Origin of the sequence: Ruegeria sp. HKCCD7296 (assembly GCF_013110775.1) — a bacterium.
Taxonomy (GTDB): Bacteria; Pseudomonadota; Alphaproteobacteria; order Rhodobacterales; family Rhodobacteraceae; genus Ruegeria.
This window is the reverse complement of the sequence record NZ_WVRF01000008.1, coordinates 143,999-159,912: the sequence shown is the minus strand read 5'-3', so window position 1 is coordinate 159,912 and position 15,914 is coordinate 143,999. Positions and strand designations below refer to the sequence as shown.

Annotated in this window: 19 protein-coding genes and 1 tRNA gene; 6 read left to right on the top strand and 14 right to left on the bottom strand. The window is 57.7% G+C overall.

Annotation, left to right across the window (positions count from 1 at the left end; all coding sequences use genetic code 11):
• The first annotated feature begins 9 nt into the window (after positions 1-9).
• Positions 10-225, top strand: a complete 216-nt coding sequence (locus GS632_RS12955) for a hypothetical protein (RefSeq protein ID WP_171091306.1) — start codon at positions 10-12, stop codon at positions 223-225.
• A gap of 7 nt (positions 226-232) precedes the next feature.
• Here GS632_RS12955 and GS632_RS12950 read toward each other — a convergent pair whose 3' ends face one another.
• The 9 genes from GS632_RS12950 to GS632_RS12910 all read right to left on the bottom strand — a co-directional run bounded on the left by GS632_RS12950 (position 233) and on the right by GS632_RS12910 (position 6,043).
• Positions 233-826, bottom strand: a complete 594-nt coding sequence (locus tag GS632_RS12950; protein ID WP_171722001.1) for a GNAT family N-acetyltransferase — start codon at positions 824-826, stop codon at positions 233-235.
• Positions 819-1,217 (bottom strand): ketosteroid isomerase-related protein, encoded by a 399-nt coding sequence (locus tag GS632_RS12945; RefSeq protein WP_171235713.1) that lies wholly within the window; start codon positions 1,215-1,217, stop codon positions 819-821. The genes GS632_RS12950 and GS632_RS12945 overlap by 8 nt, the downstream gene beginning before the upstream one ends.
• A gap of 3 nt (positions 1,218-1,220) precedes the next feature.
• Positions 1,221-1,673 carry a low molecular weight phosphatase family protein gene (locus GS632_RS12940; protein ID WP_171091313.1) on the bottom strand — a complete coding sequence of 151 codons (453 nt, stop codon included), beginning with the start codon at positions 1,671-1,673 and terminating at the stop codon, positions 1,221-1,223.
• A gap of 3 nt (positions 1,674-1,676) precedes the next feature.
• Entirely contained in the window at positions 1,677-2,156 is a 480-nt protein-coding gene (locus tag GS632_RS12935) for a UPF0262 family protein (protein WP_171175817.1), read from the bottom strand.
• A 98-nt stretch (positions 2,157-2,254) separates the two neighbouring features.
• Entirely contained in the window at positions 2,255-3,556 is a 1,302-nt protein-coding gene (gene hisD / locus GS632_RS12930) for a histidinol dehydrogenase (RefSeq protein WP_171176267.1), read from the bottom strand.
• A gap of 61 nt (positions 3,557-3,617) precedes the next feature.
• Positions 3,618-4,139 (bottom strand): GNAT family N-acetyltransferase, encoded by a 522-nt coding sequence (locus GS632_RS12925; protein WP_171238618.1) that lies wholly within the window; start codon positions 4,137-4,139, stop codon positions 3,618-3,620.
• Positions 4,140-4,616 (bottom strand): DUF2948 family protein, encoded by a 477-nt coding sequence (locus GS632_RS12920; RefSeq protein ID WP_171175820.1) that lies wholly within the window; start codon positions 4,614-4,616, stop codon positions 4,140-4,142.
• Positions 4,613-5,881, bottom strand: coding sequence for a UDP-N-acetylglucosamine 1-carboxyvinyltransferase (murA, locus tag GS632_RS12915; protein WP_171175823.1), 1,269 nt, complete (start codon positions 5,879-5,881; stop codon positions 4,613-4,615). The genes GS632_RS12920 and murA overlap by 4 nt, the downstream gene beginning before the upstream one ends.
• 6 nt (positions 5,882-5,887) lie before the next feature.
• Complete coding sequence (locus tag GS632_RS12910; RefSeq protein WP_171175825.1) at positions 5,888-6,043, bottom strand: hypothetical protein; 156 nt, start codon at positions 6,041-6,043, stop codon at positions 5,888-5,890.
• Between the two features lie 83 nt (positions 6,044-6,126).
• On the opposite strand from GS632_RS12910, the gene GS632_RS12905 reads away from it, so the two are divergent.
• Positions 6,127-6,201, top strand: a tRNA-Thr gene (locus GS632_RS12905).
• Positions 6,202-6,440: 239 nt separating this feature from the next.
• On the opposite strand, the gene GS632_RS12900 is transcribed toward GS632_RS12905, so the two are convergent.
• A complete protein-coding gene (locus GS632_RS12900) occupies positions 6,441-7,250 on the bottom strand; it encodes a methyltransferase domain-containing protein (protein ID WP_171175895.1) in 810 nt (269 codons plus the stop codon).
• Between the two features lie 470 nt (positions 7,251-7,720).
• The gene (locus GS632_RS12895; protein WP_171175897.1) at positions 7,721-8,671 is read right to left on the bottom strand and encodes a GlxA family transcriptional regulator; all 951 of its coding nucleotides are present in this window, start codon (positions 8,669-8,671) and stop codon (positions 7,721-7,723) included.
• 160 nt (positions 8,672-8,831) lie between these two features.
• On the opposite strand from GS632_RS12895, the gene GS632_RS12890 reads away from it, so the two are divergent.
• The 4 genes from GS632_RS12890 to GS632_RS12875 are packed head-to-tail and all read left to right on the top strand — an operon-like array spanning position 8,832 to position 13,306.
• Positions 8,832-9,542 (top strand): GntR family transcriptional regulator, encoded by a 711-nt coding sequence (locus GS632_RS12890; protein WP_171722002.1) that lies wholly within the window; start codon positions 8,832-8,834, stop codon positions 9,540-9,542.
• 7 nt (positions 9,543-9,549) lie between these two features.
• Positions 9,550-10,467, top strand: coding sequence for a dihydrodipicolinate synthase family protein (locus tag GS632_RS12885; RefSeq protein WP_171238612.1), 918 nt, complete (start codon positions 9,550-9,552; stop codon positions 10,465-10,467).
• Between the two features lie 5 nt (positions 10,468-10,472).
• Positions 10,473-11,969, top strand: a complete 1,497-nt coding sequence (locus GS632_RS12880; protein ID WP_171238611.1) for an aldehyde dehydrogenase — start codon at positions 10,473-10,475, stop codon at positions 11,967-11,969.
• Positions 11,966-13,306 (top strand): FAD-binding oxidoreductase, encoded by a 1,341-nt coding sequence (locus GS632_RS12875; protein ID WP_171722003.1) that lies wholly within the window; start codon positions 11,966-11,968, stop codon positions 13,304-13,306. The genes GS632_RS12880 and GS632_RS12875 overlap by 4 nt, the downstream gene beginning before the upstream one ends.
• A 10-nt stretch (positions 13,307-13,316) precedes the next feature.
• Here GS632_RS12875 and GS632_RS12870 read toward each other — a convergent pair whose 3' ends face one another.
• The 3 genes from GS632_RS12870 to GS632_RS12860 are packed head-to-tail and all read right to left on the bottom strand — an operon-like array spanning position 13,317 to position 15,897.
• Positions 13,317-14,051: an SDR family NAD(P)-dependent oxidoreductase gene (locus tag GS632_RS12870; protein WP_171175907.1), complete on the bottom strand. Its 735-nt coding sequence runs from the start codon at positions 14,049-14,051 to the stop codon at positions 13,317-13,319.
• A complete protein-coding gene (locus GS632_RS12865) occupies positions 14,048-14,779 on the bottom strand; it encodes an SDR family NAD(P)-dependent oxidoreductase (RefSeq protein WP_171238609.1) in 732 nt (243 codons plus the stop codon). The genes GS632_RS12870 and GS632_RS12865 overlap by 4 nt, the downstream gene beginning before the upstream one ends.
• A 14-nt stretch (positions 14,780-14,793) precedes the next feature.
• Positions 14,794-15,897: a mandelate racemase/muconate lactonizing enzyme family protein gene (locus tag GS632_RS12860; protein WP_171238608.1), complete on the bottom strand. Its 1,104-nt coding sequence runs from the start codon at positions 15,895-15,897 to the stop codon at positions 14,794-14,796.
• Positions 15,898-15,914 lie beyond the last annotated feature (17 nt).

The window sequence follows — 15,914 nt, the reverse complement described above, 5'->3', positions numbered from 1 at the left end:
AGGCTGGTGATGCAAAAACAGGAAGAATTCGAGAAGTTCTATTTCGCCAAGGTTGGGATGGGCGAAGCCTGCGGATGCGCCGAGCGTGTCATTGACGTCTATGAGTTCAACCGCAAAGGCGGTCAGCAATCCAAGAAAGCAGTGAAACAAGACAAGCGTAAACGCCTGTCGCTTCGGGCTTGGGCCGTGAAATACGGTTTCTTAAGCCGCAGGCGCGCACCGTAGATGGTGACTACAGATCCCTGATCCAGAACTGTAGCGGTTTGAGCGTCTCGCCGTCTTCTCCGATGTCTTTCCAGGAAAACTGTGCCATGACGCCGGGTAGAGGCGTGTAACCGCGCGCGCGCCAGAAGGTGTCGAGCGGGCGGTATTGTGCAGGTCTCATCGGGTGGTCGTCCGGGCGTTGCACTCCGCAGAATGCAGCTTTGGAGAACCCAAGACGGCGAGCATGGGCTTCACGTTCGTCAAAGAATTTGTGGCCGACACCTTGCCCACGATACTCCGATAACAGTACCGACTCTGCGCAATAGAAGATGTCGCCCAACTCAAGGCCTGTGCCTTCAAACGCTGCGGCGAAATCTTCGGCGTGATCCGTCAGGGGGGCGCCGGTTGACGCGCCGATCAGGCGGTCGCCGTCGAAAGCACCCACCACGATGGCCTGATCGCTGTCCCGGTAGGACTGCAGGTATTTACGCTCGTATTCGAGGTCGCCATCATAGAGATAAGGCCAGTCGTGAAAGACCTTGATCCGCAGACGGGCGACATCGTCCAGAGCAGCCTCAAGCGCCGCTCCGGTCAGGGGGCGGACAGCGTTGGCCTCAGCCATTCGAGACCTGTTTGGTCCAGTCCGTAAGGTTATAAAAAGTGGTGACGCGGGTGATTTTGCCGTCTTTCAGATCAAAGAATGATCCGGCAGGCAGGCGATAGGTCTGGCCGTGTGCTTCGGGCAGGCCCTCGTCGGTCTCCAGATAGGTGCCGTTCACGATGAATTCGGCCGCAGCGCGGGTGCCACCCTGGGCATCGAACACGACGATATCTGTCAGGTTCTCTTTGTAGCAGCGATTCATATGGGCGCAGAAGGCAGCAAACTTTTCCTTGCCCACACGGATTTGGCCCTCGTTTACGTGATGGGCCACGTCGTCGGACAAACAGGCCAACATGCCATCAACATCACCGGCGTTGAATGCCTCGAAATAGGTTTGAACGGTCTGGTTCATGGTTCACTCCGTTGGTTCGCCCCAGCGGTCTTTCAGATGCTTGATGATCTGATCGCGGGTCTGTCGGTAGTGGTGTAGCTTTGTTTCCCGTGTCTCACCCATTCCAGTAGGGTCCATTATTGGCCAATAATCGACATCGAGGTGAAAAATCCGGGTCAGTTCCAACGCCTTGCGTTGGCTGGCGGGGGACAAGGCGACAATCAGGTCGAACGAACTGAGGTCATCACCCCACTCTTCCATCTCGTCGAAGGATCGGGTGCGGTGGCGGGATAGCTCGACCCCGATTTCGTGACAGACGGAAATACAGAAGCCGTCAATATCCAGATCGTTGTGGACTCCGGCAGACTGCACATAGGTGCCGGTGCCGTAGAATTTCTTCATGATGCCCTCGGCCATCGGGGATCGAACCGAGTTGTGGTCACAACAAAACAGGATCGACTGCGGCAGAGGCGTCACCCGTTAGCCTCCGAAATGCAGCACGCAGATCAGCGTGAAAAGGCGGCGGGCGGTGTCGGTGTCTACGTCGGCCTTGCCCTCTAACCTTTCCTGCAAGACGCGGCTGCCTTCGTTGTGGATGCCACGCCGGGCCATGTCGATGGTTTCGATCTGGCTGGGCGGCAGAGACTTCACCGCGTCGAAATAGCTTTCGCAGATCTGGAAATAATCTTTGACCACTTGCCGAAACGGACCAAGCGACAGATGAAACTCAGCCGCTTTCTGTTCTTCCTCGGTTGCAACGTCAAAGACCAACCGCTTGTCGCGGATCGACAATTGCAGGCGATAGGGCCCGTCGGGCACAACGCGGTCATCGCGTTTGGGCAGAGAGAAACTGTTCTCTTCCAGCAAATCATAGATGGCGACCTTGCGCTCCTGCTCGATCTCTGGCGTCGGCGGAGGCAGGTTTCGGTCATCCAGTTCGATATGCGAGATGCGGGTCATCTTTACAGCTATAATCCTTGTGTCAGCACAGACCTATAACAACGAAATTGGCGGGGCAACGCGCAGAAACGCCACATCGGCCAAGTCTTTGCGCCATCTCATCCATTTAGGCGGTTCAATCGCGCTGCTACCGACAGCCCATGCGCCTCAAGGCTTTCCGATTGGGCCAGTTGTTCGGCGGCTGGACCTATGGCACGCAACGCTTCGGGGGTCATGTGGCTCAGTGTGGTGCGCTTGAGGAAGTCCATCACGCTGAGCCCCGATGAGAACCGCGCAGACCGGGCGGTCGGCAGAACGTGGTTCGGGCCGCCAACGTAGTCACCGATGGCTTCGGGCGTATATTGGCCCAGAAAAATGGCGCCAGCGTGGATCGTCTTTTCGCTCAACGCCAGCGGATCAGAAACGCACAGTTCCAGATGTTCTGGCGCAATGCGGTTGGACAGGATTGCCGCCTCGTCCAGGTCGCGTGCGGTGATGATAGAACCGAAGTCACGCCAACTGGCCCCGGCGATTGCGCGGCGTTGTAGGGTCTCAAGGCGCTTTTCCACCGCGTCCGCGACGCGTTGCCCGAAAGCAGCGTCATCGGTGATTAGGATGGATTGCGCGCTTTCGTCATGTTCGGCCTGACTGAGCAAATCCAGCGCGATCCAGTCGGGGTCGTTATCCTTGTCGGCAATCACCAAAATCTCCGACGGGCCCGCGATCATATCAATGCCGACCTTTCCAAAGACACGGCGTTTGGCGGCTGCAACAAAGGCATTGCCCGGGCCGGTGATCTTGTCGACCGGCGCGATAGTGTCGGTGCCATAGGCCAGTGCGGCCACAGCCTGCGCGCCACCGATTCGATAGATCTCGTCCACGCCCGCCAATTGCGCGGCCAGCAACACCAGCGGGTTCACCTGCCCGTCTGGTGTGGGAACCACGATGGCCAACCGCTCTACGCCCGCCACTTTAGCCGGAATGGCGTTCATCAACACCGACGACGGATAGGATGCCAGACCGCCCGGCACGTACAGCCCTGCGGCGGAGACTGCCGACCAGCGCCAACCCAGCGTCGCCCCGGCCTCATCCGTCCAGCTATGATCGGTGGGCATCTGTTTTTCGTGATAGGCCCGGATGCGGGCTGCAGCCAGTTCAAGCGCCTCGCGATCCTCGGTCGAGACTTGCGCCACCGCATCCACAATTTCCTGCGCGCTGAAGGCCAAAGTTTTCTGTGTTAGCTCCAGACGGTCAAACTTAGCAGTCAACTCGATGACCGCCACGTCACCGCGGTTGCGAACATCATCAATGATCTGAGCCACAACCGAATCCACATCTGGGCTGTCTTCGCGCTTGGCTGACAGCAGCGTTTGGAAGGCACCCTCAAAATCGGGTGATGTGGTGTCGAGGAAAACGGGCATGATCAGGCACTCCGGGCGTTGCGACATGGGACATATCGCTGCGAAGGTCGGGTCTCAACCCTCAGTCGTCGGGGTGCAGCGATTTGCGCATCGCCAAGCAGGACAAATCCTGGCGGTCACTGCACCGCTCGGTATCTTCCCACCCATGGCGTAGATAAAACTTCCGCGCCGTCCGGGTCGCATCCAGATGCGCCTCGGTGCAACCGCACGCAGCCAGTTGCTGTTCTAACCGATTGAGCAGAGCGGCCCCAACTCCGCTGCCCACATGACCGGGATCAACGTAGAGCAAGGTGATCTTCCCGGTCTCGAACAAACCGCCGACGGCAGCCACCCGCCCTTCATGCTCGGCCACCCAGATCTGCGACCCTGATTTGAACCAACCCCTGATGGTTTCTGGATCTTTGTTTGTAGTCCACTCTTTCAAATGGTCAGGATCATTATTGTGGTCGGCCACACAAAGCTGCGTGATCGACCGGATCAGCACCCGGCTGATGTCGAACACGTCGAACACGGTGGCCGGACGCAGCGCGATGCCTCCTGGCAGTCTAGACAACGCCTGAGAGATACCGCGCTTATTCTGCATCTATTCGGGGTGATGCGGGGCCTGACCCGACGGGGCCTGATACGGGCGGGTTACATCCTTGAGGGTCACATCGACGGCTTCAACCCGCAGGCGGATCACACCATCCCCTGCCAAAGTCAGCAAGATATGGCCTGCGCCATCCTCGCCCGCTTCAAAATCGACGGACAGAAGGGACATGATCATGTCCTTGTCGCTGCGATCGATGCCCTGGCTGGCCACGGACAGTACCGAATCAAAGACCAGCACGGATTGCACCCGTTCAAACGGGCGTTCACGGCGGGTGGCCGCATCTTTGTCTTCCCAGCGAAAGCGGTTCAGCAGCAGACCAAAACGGCGCTGCGACGGCTGCCATTTCATCTCGGTCGCCGGGAAAACCGCGTCCTGCGCCAAGGTCGAGATCACCTGAAGGTCGTCGCTGTCCTCAGCACCCAGATTCAGCGGGGCCTCGCGCCCGTCTTCAAAACTTGCGTCTGTCATTGGCCCTTGATCCGTTCGATTTTTGCACCCACGCCTTCCAGCTTGCGCACCACATGCTCATATCCGCGGTCCAGATGATAGACCCGGCTGACCGTTGTTTCACCTTCTGCCGCCAGCCCCGCCAGAATCAGCGAGACCGAGGCGCGCAGGTCCGTTGCCATAACAGGCGCACCTTTCAGGCTTTCAACACCGGTAACTGTGGCTGTGCCACCATGCACCTCGATATTCGCGCCCATGCGCACCAGTTCGGGTGCGTGCATGAATCGGTTTTCGAAAATGCGTTCTTCCAGCACCGAGGTTCCTTCGGCGGTGCACATCAGCGCCATCATCTGCGCCTGAAGGTCCGTCGGGAATCCCGGGAAAGGTTCGGTCACAACATCCACGGCCTGAACGCGGCCATTCTTTCGCGCGACTTTCAGTCCCTTTTCGGTTTCCGTAACGCTGACTCCTGCTGCGTCCAGCTTCTCGGCAAAGGATTCGACCAGCGACATGCGCCCGCCCAGCAATTCAACTTCACCGCCGCAAATCGCCGGAGCCAGCATATAGGTACCCAGTTCGATCCGGTCCGTAACGACCTGATGCGTGGCACCATGCAACCGATCGACACCCTGGATTTCAATGGTCGAGGTCCCCTCGCCCGAAATCTGGGCTCCCATCTTGCGCAAGCATTCGACCAGATCGACAATCTCAGGCTCGCGCGCGGCATTCTTCAGAACAGTGGTTCCCTTGGCCAGCGTCGCAGCCATGACGATGTTTTCAGTTGCCCCAACCGAGGCAAAGCGCATCTCATGCACCGCGCCTTTCAGCCCGCCCTGTGCCTTGGCGTGCAGATACCCGTCTTTCAGTTCGATCTCTGCACCCAGCGCTTCCAGCCCCTCGACATGCAAATCCATCGGACGCGCGCCGATCGCGCAACCACCAGGCAGTGACACAACGGCCTGACCAAACCGCGCCAGCAATGGCCCAAGCACCAGATTAGATGCACGCATCTTACGCACGATGTCATAATCTGCAGTCTGACTGGTCAGGTTATGACTCGACATTGCGATCACCTGCCCGTCCTGCAGCGCCGACACCTCGGCCCCAAGCGATTGCAGCAGGGCAGTCATCGTTTTGATGTCGCTCAGCCGTGGAGCGTTGGTCAGTGTCAGCGGTTCTTCGCTCAGAAGCGTCGCGGGCATCAACGTCAGGCACGCATTCTTGGCCCCCGCAATCGGAATTTGCCCGGTCAGCGGGCCATTGCCCGTTACAAGAATCGAATCCATCTGCTCTTATCCCTCGTCCTTATCGGCTTTGTCCCCCGAGGCCGCCCGCGCCTTGGCCTGCGCCTTGCGCCGCGCCATGTTCGCCTTCAGCGCCGCCTTCAAACGCTCTTCTCTTGCGCCCCCGGATTTGCCTTGTTTTTTGGGTGAATTTTTATCTGTCATGCTCTTTCTCTACAGGAGGCGAAAAAAACCGTCCAGACACCCTTGCGCCGCGTTTCGTTTGAGTCTAATCACCCGCCCACAGCGCTGCTGTAGCTCAGAGGTAGAGCACTCCCTTGGTAAGGGAGAGGTCGAGAGTTCAATTCTCTCCAGCAGCACCATCCATACATCTCCAATATCGTGACCACCCTTGTTTCTATGACTTCGCTCCGCCGAGTTCTAAGCAGGGAAGCATTGGATAGAAGCGCGTATAGAACAAACTCCTTGCCATCTCATGGGGCCGCCAAACCTGAAACTATGGAGCTGCGACCTGCCCGGCGGACACTCGGACCGGATATATTCAAGTGTTAATCCGCCGTTCTCAAAACGACCTTGTCGCTGAAAAATGCAGTTAGTTTGATCACCCGATTGGCTTTCTGGCAATCTGACTGACATAGGACATGAAACCAAAAAACGTGTTACTTGAAACGCGACTGCGTGCTTCTGCTTTCAGCGCTTCTGCTGTCTGAGGGAAAAGGACACCTGTTTCGACCATTCGGTCCGCCCCGCGATCTATCACTGTCAGGAAATACCCGGCTTCGCCTTCGGCCACATAGCCATGTCCACAGCGTCGGCCAAGTTCGAACCCTGCGGTACCCAGCAACTCTCCGATCTGACGCATGACCCAAAGATTGGTGACATTCTGGTTGATCATAAAGCGGACAAGCTGATCCAACGGGTCGAAATCTGCAATCTGGGCCGTCGCCGTATCATAGTCGCCATCGCAGACGGCAACCAAACCGCCCGGTTTGAGTATCCTGTGTGCCTCGCGAACGGCGTCTTGCGGATCGGGAACATGGCACAACAGTGTGTGCATCAACACCAGGTCAACAGATGAGGATGGAAGCCCTGTATTCCTTGCATCACCAACCTCAAACCTCAAAGATGGTTTTCCGTCAAAACGTTGCCGCGCTCTTTCAACCATTATTGGTGATGGCTCGATGCCCAGCGCCTTGGTCGCACCGGCCATCTCGATCAAGTCGTTGGTAACGTGCCCAGTGCCAGAACCGAACTCAACTGCATACGCTCCCTCAGGCAGATCAAGATCTCTGAGATAGGCTTTTCTGATCTCAACCTGAGCAGGCTCCAAACAACGGGCATCCATTGCGTCGGCAATACGCGCCTGCAACGCATCGTCTTCGTTGGCCAGATTTGAATATGGGTCAGACATACCTTTCTCCCTTGAATTTTTGGTCTCCACAACACCGCATCAATCAGGGGAAATTCTAACACATCCGGCTTTTTCAACAACGTCAGCGCCTGGCTACAAAGCTTGCCAACCTAGTTCATCTTGCGAAAATTGGCTCGGATGAGGAACACAAGAGCAAGTTGTTCGACTCGCCCTATCGAAAACGACTACTCTTTGGAAACCGTCGATTGTCCGACGAAACCGATGCCCACAATTAAGGCAAAGGTTAAGAAATGTAGGCACAAGAATCTCATGGATGACAAGTTCTCGCAATAGTTATGCCTACATCGCAATCTATTGGTAAATAATCCTGCCGATCTGTTGACTAGTCCGGTTTTAATGAGGGGGTATCTCGGCAGGGTTAGGGGGATGCCCGCTCAGGTCCGATTTGGACCGATGAAGCACGGCATCCCCTGCCGTTTTAATAGTCCTCTTTCCCGCTCAGACGCTTCTCAGTCGATCTTGTTGCGCTGTGCGTGCGGTGTGACACCAAAGCTGGATCGGAACACGCGCGAGAAATGGCCCGGGTTTTCGAAACCACAAGCAATTGCGATCTCGGTGACTGAAGCCTCGGTTTGCAGCAGCAACTTTTGGGCACGTTCCAGGCGCAGTTCCATAAAGTACTTCTTGGGCGATGTGTTCAGATACTTGCCGAACAGCCGCTCTAGCTGCCGGGTGGAAATGCCAAGTTCTTCGGCAATAAAGGACGGCGAGATTGGGGTCTCGATGCTGTCCTGCATGATGTTGATGGCCTTGGCCAGGTGCGCATTGCGCATCCCGTTGCGTGACTGCAGCGAAACCCGCTGTTTCGCCGTTGCATTGCGCACCGCGTTGTAAACCATTTGATCTGCCACATCGATTGCCAACTCTTCGCCATGGTCGCGCTCGATCAGATGCAGCATCAAATCTGCCGTCGCGGTTCCGCCCGACGCGGTGATGTGTTTTTCGTCAGCAACAAAAACACTGCGAACCAGATTAACCTCGGGAAACGCCTCCATGAAGGCATCATGGTATTCCCAATGGATCGCCGCCTGCATCCCGTCCAGAAAGCCGGCTTCGGCCAACACCCAGGCACCCGAACATAGGGCACCGATTGGGGTGCCGCGGGCGCGCGCTCGCCGCAGGGTGGCCAACAGGCGGCGGGTGACGTGCTTACGCATATGAATGCCCGACAGCACAAAAAGCTGGTCGCATTTGGCCAGGTTTTCCAGCCCGGAGTGAACCAGCGTAACTGACCCATTTGAGCACACCGCCTGTTCGCCATGCTCAGACACGAAGTTCCAGCTATAAAGTTCTTCCCCGCTCACAAGGTTCGCAATCCTCAGCGGTTCCACCGCGCAAGAGAACGCAAGGTGCGAGAATTCCTCGACCAGAAGAAATGTGATGCGCCGCGTCTTAGGCATGAGTTGATCCGTTTGAACTTGGGACAGCGCCCGAAAGTGAGTCTATTTTGCAGGAGCCTATGCTGCACGAAATTTTTTTGTATACAAGTTGTATTTTCTTAGCATACATAACCGTGACAGCACGATTCGACCGCTTTATGAAAGATGGATGAGCTAAGGGATGAAAGACGAAGCCAAGTCGCGAAAAGGCGCGTTACAAGAGCACCTGAAAACATCCATTCTGACTCTGCTCTTGCAACCAGGCACAGATCTGGACGAGGCGCATTTGTCAGATGAATTCGGCCTGTCACGCACACCGCTGCGCGAGGTATTCCGGCAACTGGCGGGGGAAGGCTATCTCGACCTGCGTACAAACCGCAGCGCGCGGGTGTCCGAGATGTCTTACACGACCCTGCGCGATTTCTTCCTTGCCGCACCAATGGTGTATGGCGCGATCCTGCGTCTGGCTGCAGGAAACGCGCGCCCTGCGCAGATCGACGCCCTAAAAGACGCGCAGCAAGCGTTCAAAGCCGCGTTACGTACAGGTTCGGCCGAGGATCGGGCGCTGGCCAACAATCGCTTTCACGATGTGACTGGCGAGATGTCGGGCAATGTCTATCTGCTGCCCTCGTTCAACCGGCTGCTGATCGATCACGCGAGGATCGGCATGACGTTCTATCGCCCACAGTCCGATGAAATGTCGGAAAACCTGTCACGCGCCAGCGAACAGCATGATGCCATCATCGCAGCCATCGAGGCGCGGGACGAAGCAGCAGCGGCAAAGCTAGCCGAAGATCACTGGAACCTGTCACGCGATCAGATTGAGATGTTCGTGATGCCAGACGCGCTGGATGTCCCGATGGGCGTCCCACTCCTTTCGAAACCTGCATGAGGACGGAATGAACCCGATTTTCAAGTTTGAGGGGATTTATACCCCTGTGGTCACGCCCTATCACAACGATGGAAGCGTTAATTGGGACGCCTTGTCCAATGTGATCGAATACCTGATCCAGAGTGGCGTGCATGGTCTGATTTCGGGCGGATCGACAGGTGAAAACTATGCCCAGACTGTGGAAGAACGGCTGGAACTGGCCAAATTCACACATCAGCAATTGAAAGGCCGTCTGCCTCTGGTCGTAGGGACCGGGGCCATGCTGACGCCGGATTCCATTGCGCTGGCCTCGGGCGCGCGCGAAATTGGTGCAGATGCGATCCTGCTGGCCAGCCCGCCCTATTCGGTGCCGACCGACCGCGAAAACGCACTGAACGCGCTGGCTATCGACAAGGCCGCGGACCTGCCCGTAATGCTGTACAACTACCCGCACCGCACCGGCACGATGATGGGTGAGGAATTTCTTGACCGTGTAGGCCGCAGCCGGAACTTCTGCGGCATCAAGGAAAGCTCGGGCGATATCAACAGGGTGCACCTGCTGGCGCGGGACTATCCACACATCCAGCTTGGCTGCGGTATGGACGACCAAGCGTTGGAATTCTTCGCCTGGGGTGCGCCGTTCTGGGTCTGTGGCGGGTCGAACTTTCTGCCCACCGAGCATGTGGCGCTTTACGATGCCTGCGTGATCGAGGGGAATTTCTCTAAAGGTCGGCGGATCATGTCGGCCATGATGCCGCTGATGCGAGTGTTGGAACAGGGTGGCAAGTTCATCCAGACCATCAAGCATGGCGTGACCATGAACGGGATCGATGCGGGCGCGATGCGGCCTCCGCTGAAGGGTCTGAACAAAGACGACAAGCGCGCGTTGGAACAGGTGACGCGTGTGCTCAAGAAGACAATCGCTGACATTGTGGCTGAGGGGTAAGAGACATGGATCTGCTGACACAGGACGAATACAAATCCATCGCCGCAGGCCTGACGCTGCCTACAGGCGCTTTCATCGACGGCGCCTTCCGCCCCGCGATTTCGGGTGAGACCTTTGAGACAGTGAACCCAGCCACTGGCGACAAACTGGCGGACATCGCGTCTTGCGGCGCAGCGGATGTGGACTTTGCCGTCGAAAAGGCGCGTGAGGCGTTTGACGATGGCCGTTGGTCCAAGCTGCATCCGAGCGAACGCAAGGATGTGCTGATCCGGTTGTGCAAGTTACTGACCCGCAATACGCGCGAACTGGCGGTGATGGAAAGCATCGACAGCGGCAAGACCATCCTTGATTGCGAATCCGTGGATGTGCCCGAGACGATCCACTGCCTGAAATGGCACGCCGAGGCGATTGACAAGATTTACGATCAAGTCTCGCCCGCCAGCGACGATCACATCGCCATGGTGGTGCGCGAACCGATTGGCGTCGTCGGCCTGGTGCTGCCCTGGAACTTCCCGCTGCTGATGCTGGCGTGGAAAATCGGGCCTGCTTTGGCGGCGGGCTGTTCGGTCGTGGTGAAACCCGCGACTGAGACCACGCTGACCGCTCTGCGTATGGCTGAGCTGGCGATGGAGGCTGGCCTGCCCCGCGGCGTTCTGAACATCGTTCCGGGCGGCGGCGCAGAGGTCGGTGAACCCATCGGGCGGCATATGGATATTGACATGGTCTCTTTCACCGGCTCGACCGTAACCGGCAAACGGTTCCTGACCTATTCCGCCGAAAGTAACGCCAAAGAAGTGGTGCTGGAGATGGGCGGCAAAAACCCGGCCATCGTCATGGATGACGCTGAAAACCTTGACCGTGTGGCCGCGCATGTGGTGAACGGCGCGTTCTGGAACATGGGCGAGAACTGCTCGGCCTCGTCGCGCCTGATCGTGCACAAGGATGTAAAGGCAGAGTTGCTGGAGCGCATTGCACATCACGCCAAACAGTGGAATATCGGTGACCCTCTGGACCCGGAAACCCGTATGGGCGCGCTGGTGAGCGAAGGGCATTACAATAAGGTCTGCGGTTATCTGGATCAGGCCGAGAACGTGGTGATCGGTGGCAAAGCTGACAAAGGCTTTGTCGAGGCTACGGTGGTCGAAGTACCCGGCAATGACGCCACCCTGGCGCGAGAAGAGATCTTTGGCCCGGTCCTGTCAGTGGTCGAAGTGTCGGGCTTTGACGAAGCCATCAAGATCGCCAATGACACCGACTATGGCCTATGTGCCTCGATCTTCACTGCCAACGCCAAGCGCGCCATTCGCGGGGCTCGGGCGATCCGGGCGGGCACCGTGACAGTCAACAGCTTTGGCGAAGGCGACATCACCACGCCATTTGGCGGCTACAAGCAGTCTGGCTTTGGCGGTCGCGACAATTCGGTCCACGCCCACGATCAGTACACCCAGTTGAAAACCATCTGGATCGATCTGGCCGATGACGCAGACGAGGCGGTGGATTGACGCGGTTCGAGGCCAAAAGACTTCCCCGGCAGACGGGCCCGGCCGGATGGAATGCCATCCTGCCACCCCAGACGCCCCTGCCGGAACTGGACAAGGACCTGATTGCCGACATCACTATCGTTGGCGGTGGGTTTGCTGGGCTCAGCACGGCGCGGCGGCTGCATCAACTGGATCCATCACTGAAGGTTGTTCTGCTGGAAGCAGGCCGATTTGCCGATGGTTCTGCGGGGCGGAACTCGGGATTTATGATCGACCTGCCTCATGATTTGGCCTCGGACAATTATGCAGGCGAAGGATTGGAAGAGGATCGCGCCGCAATTGCACTGAATCGCAAGGCCATTGCTTTTGCGAGCGACGTGGCCGGGGAATGCGAGTTAAATCAGGAAATGTTCGACCCCTGCGGCAAGTACAATGCCGCCGCCACCAAGGCGGGCGACGCGCACAACCGCGCGTTTGCGGAACACCTGAGGAAACTGGGTGAGCCTCACACGCTCTATGACCAGCAACAGATGCACGAAATCACGGGCAGCCCACATTACACCTCGGGACTTTACGCGCCAGGAACAGTGATGATCCAACCCGCAGCCTATGTGCGGGCGCTTTCGGCCCAATTGGCTGATCAGATTGACGTGTTCGAAAACTCACCAGTCACCAGTTTCGAAAAGCAAGGCACAAGCTGGGTGGTCAAAACCACCAAAGCCAAGGTCAAGACCGGGCGGATTATCCTCGCCAATAACGGCCATCTCGAAAGCTTTGGGTTCTACCAAAGACAATTGATGCATATCTGCCTCTACGCGTCGATCTCAGCACCTTTGACTGAGGCACAGATCAAAACGCTTGGCGGGCAATCGCGCTGGTCGGTGACACCTGCCGATCCGATGGGCACATCGGTGCGGCGCATTTCCGGCAGCTACGGCGATCGCATCCTGATTCGCAACGGTACCAGCTTTCACCCGACAATCGAGACCAGCCCAATGCGGCTGCGCAATGTCGGCTGGGTTCAGGACCGCAAGTTCATGGAACGTTTCCCGCACCTGTCAGACGTAACGATGGAGCACCGCTGGGCCGGGATGCTTTGCCTAAGCCGCAATGGGTCTGCGGCCTTTGGTGAACTTGAGGACGGTGTGTTCTCGGCCTGCTGTCAGAATGGCCTGGGCATCGCCCGAGGAACCTTGCAAGGCATGGGCATCGCAGAATTGGTGATGCAAGGCGGATCAGAGATCGCCAGTCACTTTCTGGAACAGCCGGATCTTCCGCGATTGCCGCCCGAGCCATTCGCCTCGCTTGGGGCAAACAGCTATTTGATTTGGAAAGAATGGCGATCCGGTAAGGAGTGATGCGTTGGCGTCAGGGAAGGCTAAGCTTGGCCATGCGCCCACCATCTACGGTGTAGACCTGCCCGGTGATAAAGCCCGCCTCCTCTGACGCCAGAAACGCGACGAGGGCTGCAACCTCTTCCGGCCGACCGGTCCGTGCAACAGGGTGGATTTTGGCTATATCATCACGGAATGCAGCAGGGTCAGGCATGGAATCGATGAAATCTTCGTTCAGTTCGGTATCGATCCATCCGGGTGCCACGGCGTTGCAACGGACACCTTCAACCCCGTGATCCACGGCAACGGCGCGGGTCAGACCATGCAGCCCTGCCTTGGACGCGCAATAAGCCGCGTGACCGGGATTGCTGCTCAAACCTTCAATGGATCCGGTATTGACGATATTACCGCGGGTTTGACGCAGATGCGGCAGCGCGGCTTTGATCATCAGGAACGGAGCGGTCAGATTGACCGTCAGATTGCGGTGCCAATCCTCAAGGCTCATGTCTTCGACCAAAACTTCCTGCATCATACCCGCGTTGTTGACCAACACATCCAGGCGCCCAGCATCAGATACCACTTCGCTGACCGCCTGTGCCGGGCTGTCGGGATCGGTGAAATCCGCTGCAATGCCTTGAAACTCGCTGTCTTCTCCACGTTGCGCGGTAAAGACCTGCGCGCCCTCATCCCGCAACCGACGGGCAATGGCCTGACCGATGCCGCTGCGCCCGCCTGTGACCAATGCCACCTTTCCCTCGAACCGCTTCATGAAACTGGCTTCCCTCCGTTGACCTCGACCAGCGTACCGCAAACATAACGCGACGCGTCCGAGACGAGGAACATGATGACGTCTGCAATATCCTCGGGCTCGGCGATGCGGCCCAGCGGCACGGTTTGGCCCAGCTCGGCCACGGCAGTATCGGGATCAAAACCGCGCTTTTCAAAACCCGAGCGCAGCATAGGCGTATTCACCTCATTCGGGCATACAGCGTTGACGCGGATACCCTGATGGGCATGGTCCATACCCATACATTGGGTCAGGGACGCAATGGCCGCTTTTGTCATACAATAAACGGCGTGATTGGGGCCGGGGCGCAGCCCCCAACAAGACGCGGTGTTGACGATAGCGCCCCCTCCCGTTTCAGCCATGATCGGGATCGCCGCGCGACAGATACGAAACGGGGCTTCGACATTGACGCCCAGTGACAAAGACCAATCCGCATCCGACGTTTCGGTGACGGACCCGCGTGGGATGACACCTGCGTTGTTGATCACGATATCGAGCCCGCCCAGCGCAGCCGCCGCGGCCCGGGGCAATTGGTCGGCATAGTCTGGATCAAGCAGATCGCCGGGCAGATACGCCTCGGCCTCAATACCATCGACCGACCGGTCCGCAACCGCGACCCGCGCCCCAGCTTGGCGCAAACGCTCAACGATTGACGCCCCGATACCTCCGGCTGCGCCAGTGACCAAAGCCGATTTTCCATTCAGGGTCATGAGATCATCCACGGTTAAAACGACGCAACAGGGGTGCCAAATTGGCTTTCATCAGGCACCACGCCCAGCCCCGGCCCTGACGGAAGCGCGATATGCCCGCCTTTGATCTGGATACCATTGTCGGGATCATAGTTACCTTCGATATAAGGTGCGGTAAGCCAGACGCCTTCCAGCAGATCGGGCCGAACCGTTGCACCGACATGAGTACAGGCAGCGGCGATGATATCCCCACCCCAGCTGTCGTCGCAGGTGTGCGGAAGGTTTCGGGCTTCGCAAATGTCGCGGAAAGCGCGCATCGGGTGCAACCCACCGATCCGAGTGACTTTCATCCCGAACCCATCGACCAGACCAGTCCCTGCTGCTGAGATCACAGTGTTCAGACTGGTGCTGTTTTCGTCCATATAAATGCCGTGCGTGACCTGAGACCGGATCTTATGTAAATCCTCAATGGTGTTGCAGGGCTGTTCCATTATGAACGGAATTTCCGGACATTCGCGGCTGACGCGCAAAGCGTCGCGCGTGGTCCAGCCCCGATTGCCATCCACAGCCAGACGCGTACCCGACCCTTTGACAACGTCCCAGACCTTGCGGATGGTTTCGATGTCGATCTCGACCGGGCGGCCCCCGACCTTGATCTGCAATCGCGGGTAGCCTTCGGCCATTTTCTCGGCTGCCAGTCGGGCAATATCGTCAGGCGCACCAACGCCAGTGGCATAGTAGGATGGGACTTTGTCAGTTGCTGCACCACCCAGCAGGTCGCTGACAGGCACGCCCAAGTGTTTACCCAGCACATCGTGAACCGCAATATCGACAGCCGCTTTGGCATATGTGTGCCCGTTCAGCAGCCCATCCATCCGGCGATGCAGTGTCAGCGGCAGTGCTTCGGTGCCGATCAAGCCCGGGGCCATTTCGATCAAAGCTGCACGGGCGCCTTTTGCGTGCGCCTCAGCATATGTCGGGCCAACTGGGCAGGTCTCGCCCCAGCCGATCAATCCGTTATCGGCAACGACTTTGACCAGAGTGGTATCAAGCGACCAGACCTGTGCATTGGCCATGGTGTAGGGTCCGTTTTTGACCGGCAGGTCGTGGCTGTAGATATGGAGTTCGGCGATCTTCATGCTGCTCTGCTTGTCCT